This window comes from Ruegeria sp. SAZA006, from assembly GCF_059613465.1.
In genome coordinates this window covers 187407-200366 of record NZ_JBXWSO010000010.1, presented here as the reverse complement: position 1 = coordinate 200366, position 12960 = coordinate 187407, and the positions used below count along the sequence as shown (strand labels likewise).

General features: G+C 62.4%; 12 protein-coding genes. 7 read left to right on the top strand and 5 right to left on the bottom strand.

The features are described from left to right. Window position 1: 1 nt before the first annotated feature. From AC2FNZ_RS10475 to AC2FNZ_RS10455, 5 genes are all read right to left on the bottom strand, one after another. A complete protein-coding gene (locus AC2FNZ_RS10475) occupies window positions 2-1030 on the bottom strand; it encodes a Gfo/Idh/MocA family protein (RefSeq protein ID WP_496840541.1) in 1029 nt (342 codons plus the stop codon). Beyond that, entirely contained in the window at window positions 1027-1866 is an 840-nt protein-coding gene (locus AC2FNZ_RS10470; protein ID WP_170341791.1) for a carbohydrate ABC transporter permease, read from the bottom strand. Before AC2FNZ_RS10470 ends, AC2FNZ_RS10475 begins: the two co-directional genes overlap by 4 nt. Before the next feature lie 14 nt (window positions 1867-1880). Next, a complete protein-coding gene (locus tag AC2FNZ_RS10465; protein WP_093963180.1) occupies window positions 1881-2795 on the bottom strand; it encodes a carbohydrate ABC transporter permease in 915 nt (304 codons plus the stop codon). A 68-nt stretch (window positions 2796-2863) separates the two neighbouring features. Then, window positions 2864-4114, bottom strand: a complete 1251-nt coding sequence (locus AC2FNZ_RS10460; protein ID WP_496840539.1) for an ABC transporter substrate-binding protein — start codon at window positions 4112-4114, stop codon at window positions 2864-2866. 32 nt (window positions 4115-4146) lie between these two features. Continuing rightward, entirely contained in the window at window positions 4147-5040 is an 894-nt protein-coding gene (locus AC2FNZ_RS10455) for an N-acetylmuramic acid 6-phosphate etherase (protein ID WP_254920163.1), read from the bottom strand. A 157-nt stretch (window positions 5041-5197) separates the two neighbouring features. On the opposite strand from AC2FNZ_RS10455, the gene AC2FNZ_RS10450 reads away from it, so the two are divergent. From AC2FNZ_RS10450 to AC2FNZ_RS10420, 7 genes are all read left to right on the top strand, one after another. Further along, window positions 5198-6085, top strand: coding sequence for a glucosamine kinase nucleotide-binding domain-containing protein (locus tag AC2FNZ_RS10450; protein ID WP_496840537.1), 888 nt, complete (start codon window positions 5198-5200; stop codon window positions 6083-6085). Continuing rightward, on the top strand, window positions 6082-6849 hold the full coding sequence (locus tag AC2FNZ_RS10445; RefSeq protein ID WP_496833551.1) for a GntR family transcriptional regulator: 768 nt from the start codon (window positions 6082-6084) through the stop codon (window positions 6847-6849). Before AC2FNZ_RS10450 ends, AC2FNZ_RS10445 begins: the two co-directional genes overlap by 4 nt. Before the next feature lie 8 nt (window positions 6850-6857). Next, on the top strand, window positions 6858-7889 hold the full coding sequence (locus AC2FNZ_RS10440; RefSeq protein WP_093963177.1) for an SIS domain-containing protein: 1032 nt from the start codon (window positions 6858-6860) through the stop codon (window positions 7887-7889). Then, on the top strand, window positions 7886-9037 hold the full coding sequence (nagA, locus tag AC2FNZ_RS10435) for an N-acetylglucosamine-6-phosphate deacetylase (protein WP_496840536.1): 1152 nt from the start codon (window positions 7886-7888) through the stop codon (window positions 9035-9037). The genes AC2FNZ_RS10440 and nagA overlap by 4 nt, the downstream gene beginning before the upstream one ends. 152 nt (window positions 9038-9189) lie before the next feature. After that, on the top strand, window positions 9190-10107 hold the full coding sequence (locus AC2FNZ_RS10430; RefSeq protein ID WP_496840535.1) for a dihydrodipicolinate synthase family protein: 918 nt from the start codon (window positions 9190-9192) through the stop codon (window positions 10105-10107). Between the two features lie 3 nt (window positions 10108-10110). Then, entirely contained in the window at window positions 10111-11607 is a 1497-nt protein-coding gene (locus tag AC2FNZ_RS10425; RefSeq protein WP_496840533.1) for an aldehyde dehydrogenase, read from the top strand. Continuing rightward, window positions 11604-12944, top strand: coding sequence for an NAD(P)/FAD-dependent oxidoreductase (locus tag AC2FNZ_RS10420; RefSeq protein ID WP_496840531.1), 1341 nt, complete (start codon window positions 11604-11606; stop codon window positions 12942-12944). Before AC2FNZ_RS10425 ends, AC2FNZ_RS10420 begins: the two co-directional genes overlap by 4 nt. The last annotated feature ends 16 nt before the right edge of the window (window positions 12945-12960 follow it).

Below are 12960 nucleotides of genomic sequence, written 5' to 3'. Positions count from 1 at the left end.
GTCACGTCTCCTTCAGGTCGACCGGCTGGCCGGATCGAATGCTTTGGTCGGCGGCAAGGCAGATCCGCAGGGATTGCACCGCGTCATTCATGTGGCGGGTCAGGTCGATGTCCTGCGCGATGGCTTGCAGCATGTAGGCTTGTTCGGCGTCGCACAGTTCCTGGTGGCCAGGTTCGCCATCCATCTCGATCAGGGTGTCGCCGCTGGATTTGTGCACAAGAATGCCGCCCACCTTTGTGTGGCCGTCCACATCGTCGGATGCGCCCTTGTTGCCTTCGGTAATGGAAACCGCGCCATTGGGTGAAACGATGTCCTTCACGAAGAACGCCGTTTCGGACATCATAGGACCCCAACCGGCCTCGTACCAACCAACCGAGCCATCTTCGAACACCACTTGGAACTGGCCGTAATTGTACATGTCGGGTGCGATTTCGTCCGACAGTCGCAGGCCCATGCCGTTGACCCGAACCGGCCGGGCATCGGTAATCTGGCACATGACGTCGACGTAATGCACACCGCAGTCCACGATGGGTGAGGTGGTTTGCATCAGCGCCTTGTGCGTCTCCCATGTCGGGCCGTCGGACTGCTGGTTCAGGTTCAGGCGAAAGACATAGGGGCCGCCCAGGTAACGCGCCTCGGATATCAGTCGCATCCACGAGGGGTGATGCCGAAGGATGTAACCAACCACCAGCTTGCGGTTGGCGTCAGTGGCCTTCTCGACGACACGGCGTGCGTCTGCGACCGTGGTGGCCAGGGGTTTCTCGACAAATACATGCGCACCGGCGTCCATTGCGGCACAGGCATAATCGGCATGGCTGTCGGAATAGGTGGCAATCACGGCCAGATCAGGGTTGGTGTCTGCAAGCGCCGTATGGAAATCGGTGAAGACCGGATACCCCTGCAAATCCGGGTGATCCACTGTCCCGGATCGGTTCACCAGACCCACGATCTGGGCGTCGGGATGGTGATGATGCGCCAGCGCGTGGCTGAGGCCCATGTTTCCCAAACCTGCGATCAGAACCCGGATCATTTGACCGCCCCCGAAGTGATCCCGCGGATCAGTTGCCGCGAGAAGATGACATACAGAACCATGACCGGCAGGATCGCCATGCTGAGTGCCGAAAGCACCGCGTTCCAGTCGGTGACGAACTGACCGATGAAGACCTGGCTACCGAGGGTCAGGGTCTTGGTCTCTTCGGCCGGGGCCAGGATCAGCGGGAACCACAGGTCGTTCCAGATCGGGATCATGTTGAACACGGCCACGGTCGCCATGGCCGGACGCACCAGAGGCAGAACCAGGCGGAAGAAGATGGTGTATTCGCTCAGCCCGTCGATGCGGCCTGCATTCTTGAGGTCGTCGCTGACTTGCCGCATGAACTCGGACAGGATGAATACGGCCAGCGGCAGGCCCTGTGCGGTGTAGACGAGGATCAGCGCCATCAGCGTGTTGACCAGACCGGTCGCCACCATCATGTCAAGGATCGCAACCGTGCCGATGCGGATCGGAATCATGATGCCCAATGCAAGGTACAGGCCCATCAGCGTGTTGCCCTTGAACCGGTATTCGCTGAGCGCGAAAGCCGCCATTGCGCCGAACAGCAGGATCAGGAACAGCGACACGACGGTGACAATCATCGAATTCTGAAAATACAGGAAGAAGTCGCCCTGTTTCATCACCGTCTGGTATCCGATCATCGAAAACGAGTCGGCATCGGGCAGGGCCAGCGGTTCACGGAAGATCGCCTTGCGCGACTTGAAGCTGTTGATCACGATCACGAAGACCGGAAACAGGGCGATCAGCGTATAGAGGATCAGCGCGCCATGCATGGCGGCGATGTTGAAGGGGTTTCTGCGGGCTTTGTTCATGCTCTTCGGGCCCCTCAGAACTGATACCGGCGGATGCGGGTCTGGATCAGGAACAGATAGATGCAGACCCCTGTCAGGATGATGGCGAACATGCCCGTTGCGATGGCCGATCCCATATGCGGGTCACCGAGTTGCAATTGGAACCCGAAGAAGGTCCGGTACATGAACGTGCCAAGGATGTCGGTCGAGAAGTCCGGCCCCGCCAGAGCGCCCTGGGATGCGTAGATCAGATCGAACGCATTGAAATTGCCGACAAATGTCAGGATCGAGATGATGCCGATAGAAGGCAGGATCAGCGGCAGCTTGATCTTCCAGAAGGCGGACATGCCGGTGATGCCTTCGACTTCGGCAGCCTCGAGGATCTCTTCGGGGATCGACAGCAGGGCGGCATAGATCAACATCATCGGAATGCCCACGAACTGCCAGACCGAAATCAGGGCCAGCGTGGTCAGCGCGTATTCTTCTTTGCCCAGCCAAGGCGCGAACAGAGATTTGAGTCCCACCGCGGCCAGCATATCGGGGGCGATGCCCCAGATCGGCGACAGGATCAGCTTCCAGGCGAAGCCAACGATCACGAAGGACAGGATCGTCGGGATGAAGATGGCCGATCGATAAAACGCAGCAAAGCGCAGGCGTGGGTGGCTGAGGATTGCCGCCAGTGCGATCCCGATCGGATTCTGCACCAGCATGTGAATGAAGAAGAACCAGAAATTGTTGCCCAGTGCGTTCCAGAACGCATCCGACCAAATCGGGTCGCCGAACAGGGTGCGGAAGTTGTCCAGGCCTACGAACACACGGGCCTGATCGACCTCGGTGTACAGTGCCAGCCGCAGCGTGTTGAACAGCGGAAAGACCATGACGGCCGAGTAGACCAGCACTGCGGGTGCCAGAAACACCACGATGTGCCATTTGATCCGGCGATTGCCCATGTTGTTCCTCGAAAGCTCAGGGTGGCTCTGGCCGCCTGGCCAGAGCCGTTTGTGTCACGATAGACGGGTTACTGGTGCGGGGCGTACCAGCTGGCCAACCCGTCCTGCAGGCGCTTGCCGGCGTCCTCTGGCGATTCCTCACCCTTGATCACCTGAGCCGATGCGTTCCAGGTCTCGTTCTCAAGGTTGGGCGTTCCACGCGACAGGATCTGATAGGTGGACCGGATGGTCGAGTTGCACTCGTTCCGCCAGCTGACGAATTCCTGTGCCAGTGGGTCCTCCATCGCCACATCGAAGCTGGAGAGAGAGAAGAAGCCGGGCAGGGCGTTTGCATAGATCTGCGCGAATTCCTCGGACCCGACCCAGTTCAGGAAGGTGCGTGCCGCATCGGCGTTGGGCGACGCCGCGTTCAGACCAATGGCGATGTCGGTGTGATCCGAGATATAGCACTCGTCCCCGGCATTCTGGACTGGCGGCTTGAAAGCGCCCATCTCGAAATCGGCCAGGTTGTTGAAGCCGCTGATCTCCCAGCTGCCGGCCGGATAGATGGCGGCGCGGCCCAGCGTGAACAGGTTCTGGCTGTCAGGATAGGTCTGCGCTTCGAACCCGTCGCCCAGATAGGCACCCCATTTGGCCAGCTGGCGGTAGGGGGCGACCCACGGCTCGTCCGTCAGTTTCTGAGAACCTTCGATCAGGGCGAGGCGACCTTCCTCGCCCTTCCAGTAGTTCGGCCCGATGTTGTTGTAACCCATGGTGGCGGCTTCCCACTGGTCATTGGTGCCCATGGCCATGGGGATATAGGTGCCGTCTTCCTTGATCTTGTCCAGAACGGCAAAGAACTCGGCTTCGGTTTCCGGAACCGACAGGCCCAGCTCGTTGAACGCGTCCTTGTTGTAGATGAACCCGTGGATCACCGAGGCCATTGGCACGCAGAAGGTGGCCGAGCCGTCATCGGTCTGCCACGCTGATTTGGCGACGTCCGAGAAATTCGCCATGCCTTCCAGATCAGAAAGATCGGCCAGTTTGCCTGCCTCGTACAGGCCAAGTGAGGTGTCGAAGGGGCGGCAGGTAATCAGGTCTCCGGCCGAGCCGGCATCCAGTTTGGCGTTCAGGGCGGCGTTGTATTCCGCCGGGGCCGATGGGGTGAACTTGATCTTGATGTCGGGATGCTTGGCCTCAAAGGCCGGGATGATCTTTTCCTGCCACAGGGCCAGGTCGTCGTTGCGCCAGCTTTCGATGGTCAGCGTGGTTTCGGCCATTGCCGCACCGGCCAGGGCCGATGACGCCAGCAGCACGGCGGTCAGTGTGGTTGTTCTCATGATGTATTCTCCCTTTTGGTCTTCTTCTTGGTTCAAATCTGGTCCAACGCAGGGCGCAGATGGCCGCCCGATGCCGTCAGCAGTTCACTGGCCTGCGCCGGTGTTGCGGCACCGGCGGCCAAAAGTACGGCAAGCTTCAGGTTGCCTTCGGCACGATTCAGGGCATCAGCGGCGTGCTGAGGTGTGGCGCCGGTTATGTTCCGGATGATTCCTTCTGCGCGCTGACGCAGCTTGGCATTGTCGGCCACCACGTTGACCATCATGCCGTCATGCACATGGCCCAACCTGACACCCATGAGGGTCGAGAGCATGTTGAGCGCCGCCTTTTGCGCGGTTGCGGCGCCCAGTCGGGTCGATCCGGCAATGACTTCGGGCGGGGTGTTCAGGCAAATTGCGCAATCGGCGTGCTCGAACAGCAAAGCGTCGGCGTTGTTGGCAATGCAGATGGTTTTGGCGCCGCGGGACCTTGCAATTCCGGCAAAGGTCAACGGGTAAGGCGTGGTGCCGCTGGCGGATATCGCGATCACCGTGTCCGTGGGGCGGAGGTCGGCGGCTGCGATTTCGGCAGTTCGGGTGTCATCTTCGGTGTGACCCGGCATCTCTGCCCCGGTCGGTATGCCGCCGGCCATGCAGATGGCGATCGACTCTGGAGACAGGCCGAATGTCCCCGGTATCTCCGCCCCATCGGCCAAGCCCATCAGCCCGGACGACCCGGCGGCGGCATAATAGAGCCGCCCCCCGGTGCGGATGGTTTCTGCCATCAATGCCGCACCTCTTGAGATATCCTGAAGGCATGCATCCAGCCCGTTCAGTGCGGCTTTCTGCGCATCCAGCAGCAGGCGCAGAACTTCGGCGTCCGGGCGCAGGTCCAGTCCCTCGGATTCGTCGCGCAGCATTTCGGTTTGCGGCAGCATGTGCGGCGTCATGTGATTCCCCTTTGGCATCGAAGATAATACCTATATAATACCTTTTGTCTACCATTAGTTTTAAATCACGAAATATCGACCGATAAGCATGAAAAATCACGATCTCGGCACACAAGAGGTCTTTTTTTCAGACAAAAGGTATCGTAAAGGTATCTATATGGATGAGTCCCTCCAATATCTCATTGCAATTGACGGTGGCGGTACACGCTGCCGGTTTGCCATGGTCGGCCCCACCGGGCGGCATGATCTGGTTCTGGGAAGCGCCAATGTCTATTCCGATCGTGCGGCGGCTATCTCAACGCTGAATGCCGGGCTGCGGGCTCTGGCCGAGCGTGCTGCGATGCCCGAAGCGGCTTTGACCGGGATTCCGATCTACGCAGGGCTGGCTGGCGTGACCGACGCGGACACCGGTGCTGAAATCGCACGGCACCTGCCATCGCGCATTGTGCAAGTCGAGGATGACCGTCGCTCGGCCGTGGTTGGGGCGTTGGGTCCGGTCGATGGATGTTTGATCGGGATCGGCACAGGATCGTTCCTGGCCCGGCAAAGTGATGGCGAAATCCGGTTGCTTGGCGGATACGGCGCGCTCATCGGTGATGATGCGTCCGGATATTGGCTGGGAAAGCAGTTGCTGCGGCGGGTGTTGCTTGCAGCGGACGGAATAATCCCCGACAGCGCGCTGACGCGGTCCATACGCAGACGTTTTGACGATGACCCGATGCAGATCGTGCGATTTGCGGGGCAGGCGCGGCCGGCCGAAATCGCAGACTTCGCGCCCGAAATCATTGCGGCGGCTCAAAAAGGCGATGTGGTGGCCGTGGCCCTGATGCGCGAGGGCGCCGACTATGTCGCTGCAGGGCTTCAGGCCCTTGGTCGCGATGCTGACGAGCCGGTCTGTGTAGTAGGCGGGGTGGCATCGCATTACATCGACTATCTTTCCGCCGAGGTGCAGAGCGCGATGATCGAACCGGCGGGCACCGCCCTTGACGGGGCGCTGCAGCTCGCCGCACAGCTGGCCGAGCGCGCCAGATTGGGGGCAGCATGACCGCCGAAACGATCGAAACTTTCCTCAGGACCGGTGACTGGATGCAGCAGGCCGTGGGGCCTCGGTACGTTCGGCTGCGCAAGCGGATCGAAGAGGGCATCGAGAATGGTCTGCTGGCGGAAAGTGCACCGCTCCCGGCCGAACGCGAGATCGCAAACCTCACGGGCCTTTCCCGCGTCACCGTGCGTCGGGCGATGCAGGATCTGGTAGATCGGGGAATCGTCATTCAGCGCCAGGGCTCGGGCAGTTTTGTGGCCGACGGAACGCCTCGGGTCGAGCAATCCCTGTCACGGCTGACCTCGTTCACCGAGGACATGAACCGACGCGGTCTTGAATCCTCAAGCGAGTGGCTCGAGCGCGGTGTTCACACTCCGTCGCCCGAGGAGGTGGTGGCGCTGGCCCTGTCCTCGGGCGAAGCGGTCGCGCGCATCTCGCGCCTGCGTATGGCCAACGATCGGCCCATGGCGATCGAACGGGCCTCGCTGCCAATCGACATTCTGCCGCGCCCGCAGGAGGTCGAAGCCTCCTTGTACGAAGTCTTGGAGCGGGATGGAAACCGGCCCGTACGGGCGCTGCAGCGCATATCGGCGATCAATCTGGACAGCGCCGACGCGGGCTTGCTTGGGGTCGAACCCGGTGCGGCCGGACTGCGCATCGTTCGAACATCATACCTGTCCAATCGGCGGGTCGTTGAATTCACTCGGTCGATCTATCGCGGCGACGCCTATGATTTTGTCGCCGAATTGCGGTTGGCCAACAGCTAGGACACATCATGCAACAGCAGATCACCCGGATGCGCCGGGAAATTGATGAAATCCCCGTGGCCGTAGAAAGGCTTCTGAGTCGGGGCCAGACCGACATTGAGGCGGTCGCCTCGGTTGCCCGCGAACTGGACCCGACATTTGTCGTGACGGTCGCACGCGGGTCTTCCGATCACGTCTGCACCTATCTCAAATACGCGTCGGAGATCCTATTGGGTGTGCCGGTGGCCTCGGTCGGGCCGTCGATCGGATCGATCTACGATTCCGTTCTGCGCATGCGTCAGGCGATGTGCCTGTCGGTGTCGCAATCCGGCAAAAGCCCTGACATCGTGGCCATGGCTCGCAATGCCCGGCGCGACGGCGCATTGACAGTAGCGTTGACCAACGACGCCGCTTCACCGTTGGCCGAGGTCAGCGATCACACCATAGATATTCAGGCGGGCCCCGAACTGAGTGTTGCGGCAACCAAGACCTTCGTCACATCGGCGGTGGCCGGCTTGTGGCTGTTGGCAGAGTGGGGGCAGGATGCGGCGTTGCTGGCGGCGTTGCGCGACCTGCCCGAGCAGCTGGATCAGGCGGCCCGGATCGATTGGCCCGAAGTGCGTGACGCTATCGGTGCTCACCCGTCGCTGTTCACGCTTGGCCGGGGCCAGGCACTGGCCGTATCGAACGAAGCTGCGCTGAAATTCAAGGAGACCTGCCAGCTGCACGCTGAAAGCTATTCCTCGGCCGAGGTTCTGCACGGGCCGGTGTCCATCGTCGAGGACGGTTTTCCGGTACTCAGCTTTGCAGCGGCAGATGCGGCGGAGCCTGCGTTGGCGGAGGTGGCCGACGCGATCAGCGCCAAGGGTGCCCGTGTCTTTGCGACCACGGACAGGGTTACTGCAGCAACGCGCATTCCGCATGTCCGCACGGGCCATGCTCTGACCGACCCGCTGAGCCTGATCGTCTCCTTCTACGCGATGGTCGAGGCATTTGCCGCTTCGCGCGGGATCGACCCGGACGCACCGCGGCACCTGAACAAGGTGACGGAAACCGTATGACCAGCGAATTGCAGGCTCTGGCGGGCGCGGACATTTTGACACCTGCAGGTATCCTGCAGGATCATACTCTTCTGTTCGCGGAAGGGCGTATCGGGGGCGTGACGCCTGTCTCCGACACTCCTGGCACAGCGAGGGTGTCGCGGCTGGACGGTGGCCTTCTGGTCCCGGGCTTCGTCGATCTGCAGGTAAATGGCGGCGGCGGGGCAATGCTGAACAACGCCCCAGATCTGGCCACGCTCCGCACGATGTCGCAGGCACATGCGCGTATCGGAGCAACGTCGATCTTGCCAACGCTGATCACGGATACGCCTGAGATCACGCGCCGGGCGATCGCGGCCACGATTGCGGCCGTGACCGTGGGTGTTCCCGGCATCGTCGGCCTTCATCTGGAAGGCCCGCACCTGTCCCAAACCCGCAAAGGTGCACATGACGCTGCCCTGATCCGACCGATGGCGCAGGCTGATCTGGATTTGTTGCTGGACACAGCCGCGCAGTTGCCGGTTCTCAAGGTTACGGTGGCGCCGGAAAGTGTGACCGATGATCAGATACGCGCCATGACCCAAGCGGGGATCGTCGTCTCGATGGGCCATACGGATGCGAGTTTTGAAACCTGTCAGAGAGCCGTTCAGGCCGGGGCGCGTTGCGTCACACATTTGTTCAATGCTCAGAGCCAGATGGGTAATCGAGAGCCCGGCGTCGTAGGCGCAGCGCTGGCGCTTGGCGAGCTGTCGGCGGGCCTGATCGCTGATGGAATTCACGTCCACCCGGTTTCAGTGCGCAATGCCATTCGGGCCAAAGCGGACCCAGGCTGTGTCTTCCTTGTCAGCGACGCGATGGCGACCGCCGGGTCGGATATCGACAGCTTCCTGCTGAACGGCCGGCAGATCTTGCGCGACGGCAACCGGTTGACCCTCGCCGATGGAACGCTGGCCGGTGCGCATCTCGAGCTGTTGGACGCGGTCCGCAACGTCGTTGCATTCGCGCAACTGCCTTTGCAAGCTGCTTTCGACATGGCGACCCGGTTTCCCGCGGACCTGATCGGCAGATCAGATCTTGGCCGTTTGGCGGTTGGTGCCCGCGCAAATATTTTGCATGTCTCTGACCAACGGCTGCTCCAGGTCTGGCAGGAAGGTCAGGCATTGGGCTGACGGTGTCCACGCCGACCCTTGGTCGCCGGATTTCCTACGACATGTCGGACCCTGGGCTGTTCATGTCGGGAATCTGCATTGTGCACATCTTGTATTTTTCTTAGCCTTGGTGTCGGGCGCAAGTTTCACGCGTGCCCGGCAAGAGGAATGAGATGACGCCTGTGTTCAGATTTCAGGGGATCTACACCCCGGTGGTGACCCCGTATCACGCGGATTTCAGCGTTGATTGGGATGCCTTGGCCGAGGTGATCGAATACCTGGTCGAGAATGGCGTGCACGGGATGATCTCGGGCGGGTCCACGGGCGAAAACTATGCCCAGACCGTCGATGAAAGGCTGGAACTGGCGCGTTTTACTCACCAGCGACTGAAGGGTCGGCTGCCTTTGGTGGTCGGGACCGGCGCGATGTTGACGCCGGATTCGATCGCGTTGGCCCAAGGCGCGCGCCAGATCGGGGCCGATGCCATCCTGCTGGCCAGCCCGCCCTATTCGGTGCCGACGGATCGGGAAAACGCCCTGAATGCACTGGCCATCGACAAGGCGGCCGAGTTGCCGGTGATGCTGTACAATTATCCGCACCGCACCGGCACGATGATGGGGGCTGAGTTCCTCGATCGCGTCGGGCGCAGCCGCAATTTCTGCGGCATCAAGGAAAGCTCGGGCGACATCAACCGCGTGCACATGCTGGCGCGGGACTATCCGCATATCCAGCTGGGCTGCGGCATGGACGATCAGGCGCTGGAATTCTTCGCTTGGGGTGCGCCGTTCTGGGTCTGTGGCGGGTCGAATTTTCTGCCGCGCGAGCATGTGGCGCTGTATGAGACCTGCGTGTTGCAAGGCGATTTCGCCAAGGGCCGCCGGATCATGTCGGCGCTGATGCCGTTGATGCGGGTGCTCGAACAGGGCGGCAAGTTCATCCAGACCATCAAGCATGGGGTTACGATGAACGGCATCCCGGCGGGCGCGGTTCGGCCGCCCGTGAAGGGGCTGAACAAGGATGACAAGCGCGCGCTGGAACAGGTGACCCGCGTGCTGAAAAGCAAGATCGCAGACATCATGGCGGAGGGCTGAGGCATGGGCTTGCTGACACGGGACGAATACGCATCCATCGCCGCCGGGCTGGACCTGCCCACCGGCGCCTTCATTGACGGCGGCTATCGCCCGGCGATCTCGGGCGCGGTGTTTCCCACGGTGAATCCGGCCACCGGCACGGTGCTGACCGAGGTCGCGGCCTGCGCCGCCGCCGATGTGGACCTGACCGTGGAAAAGGCGCGCGAGTCCTTCGATGACGGCCGCTGGTCGCGCCTGCACCCGTCGGCGCGCAAGGATGTGTTGATCCGCCTGGCCAAGCTGATGACCCGCAATGCTCGCGAACTGGCGGTGATGGAAAGCATCGACAGCGGCAAAACCATCTTTGACTGCGAAACCGTGGATATCCCCGAGGCCATCCACTGCCTGAAATGGCATGCCGAGGCGGTTGACAAGATTTACGATCAAGTCGCGCCTGCCAGCGACGACCACATCGCGATGATCCTGCGCGAACCGATCGGGGTGGTGGGGCTGGTGCTGCCGTGGAACTTCCCCCTGCTGATGCTGGCCTGGAAGATCGGCCCGGCGCTGGCAGCCGGGTGCTCGGTGGTGGTGAAGCCGGCGATGGAGACCCCGCTGACCGCCCTGCGTCTGGCCGAACTGGCGGCCGAGGCCGGGCTGCCGCGCGGGGTTCTGAACGTGGTTCCGGGTGGCGGCGCCGAGGTGGGCGAACCCATCGGACGGCACATGGATATCGACATGGTGTCATTCACCGGCTCGACCGTGACGGGCAAGAAATTCCTGTCCTATGCGGCCGAAAGCAACGCCAAGGAGGTGGTGCTGGAAATGGGCGGCAAGAACCCGGCTATCGTGATGGAGGATGCCGAGAACCTCGACCGGGTTGCCGCCCATGTGGTGAACGGGGCGTTCTGGAACATGGGCGAGAATTGCTCGGCTACGTCGCGCCTGATCGTGCACCGCGCGGTCAAGGCTAACCTGCTGGAGCGCATCGCCCACCACACCCGCCAGTGGACTGTGGGCGACCCGCTGGACCCTGCAACCCGTCTGGGCGCGCTGGTCAGCAAAGACCATTTCAACAAGGTCTGCGGTTATCTGGACAAGGCGCCTTCAGTCCTTCTGGGCGGCAAAGCCGAAAACGGGTTCGTCGAGGCAACCGTGGTCGAGCTGCCCGACAATGACGCGCCGCTGGCGCGTGAGGAAATCTTTGGGCCCGTTCTGTCGGTGATCGAGGTCGCGGGGTTCGACGAGGCCATCGCGATGGCCAATGACACGCCATATGGGCTGTGCGCATCGCTGTTTACGGCCAACGCCAAGCGCGCCCTGCGCGGCGCCCGCGCGATCCGGGCCGGAACCGTGACGGTGAACAGCTTTGGCGAGGGCGACATCTCGACCCCGTTTGGCGGCTACAAGCAGTCTGGTTTTGGCGGGCGGGACAACGGGCTGCACGCGCATGACCAGTACACGCAGCTGAAGACGCTGTGGATCGACCTGTCGGATGATGCCGACGAGGCGGTGGATTGACGCGGTTCACCGCTTGCCGCCTGCCGGTGCAGCGCGGCTCGGCTGCGTGGAATGCCCTGCTGGGCCCGCAACCTCCCGCGCGGCAGCTTGCGGGCAGTATCACCGCAGATTTCACCATCGTGGGCGCAGGCTTTGCCGGGTTGTCTGCGGCGCGGCGTCTGCGGCAGTTGGTGCCCGATGCGCGGATCGTGGTGCTTGAAGCCGGGCGCGTGGCGGAAGGCGCGGCGGGGCGCAACTCGGGCTTCATGATCGATCTGCCCCATGACCTAGCCTCGGACGACTATGCCGGGGCGGGCGATGACGGGGCGATGATCGGGCTGAACCGGCGGGCCATCGCCTTTGCCCGCGCGGCGGTTGAAGAATACGGCATCGACCCCAACTATTTCGATCCGGCGGGCAAAGTGAACGGCGCGGCCAGCCCGGCGGGACATGCGCACAACCAAAGCTATGCCCGCCATCTGGACAGCCTCGGCGAGCGGTTCGAGATGCTGGACCCGCAGCAGATGCAGGAACTTACCGGGTCCGGGCACTATGTCTCGGGGCTGTATACGCCGGGCACGGTGATGCTGCAGCCGGCGGGCTATGTGCGCGGTTTGGCGGCGGGTTTGGCGGCCGATGGGGTGCAGATTTATGAACACAGTGCGGTCAACGCATTCCAGCGCGACGGGGCGGGCTGGCGTGTGCAGATCGCGCGCGGGCAGGTCTCGACCGGCCGGCTGATCCTGTCGGTGAACGGTCATCTGGAAAGTTTCGGGGTGGAACGTGGCCGGCTGATGCAGCTGTTTCTGTTCGCGGCGATGACGCGAGAACTGGAGGCCGATGCGCTGGCCCGGCTGGGTGGCCAGCCGCGCTGGGGCGTGACCCCGTCCGATCCGATGGGCACCACCATGCGCCGGATCGACACCGGGCAGGGCGGCAACCGGATCATTACCCGCACCTGTGCCGTGCTGCGTCCGGGCATGGAGGCGCGGGCATCGGACCTGCGGCGCGCAGCTGCGGTGATGCGGCGCAAGTTCGACCGGCGCTTTCCACAGCTGCGCAGCATCGCGATGGAGTACGAATGGGCCGGCCATCTGTGCCTGAGCCTGAACGGCGTCTCGGTCACCCGCGAGATCGAGACCGGCGTCTATTCCGCCTGCGTCCAGAACGGTTTGGGCACCGCGCGCGGCACCCTGACCGGGATCGCCGCGGCCGAAATGGCCTGTGGCGTGCGGTCCGGGATCAGCGATCATTTCGGTGCCGAGGACCGGCCCAAACGCCTGCCGCCCCGACCGTTGTCTGAGATCGGTGCCAATATGGTGCTGCGCTGGAAGGAATGGCGCGCGCGCGACGAATGAAAAAGGCCCGCCTGAC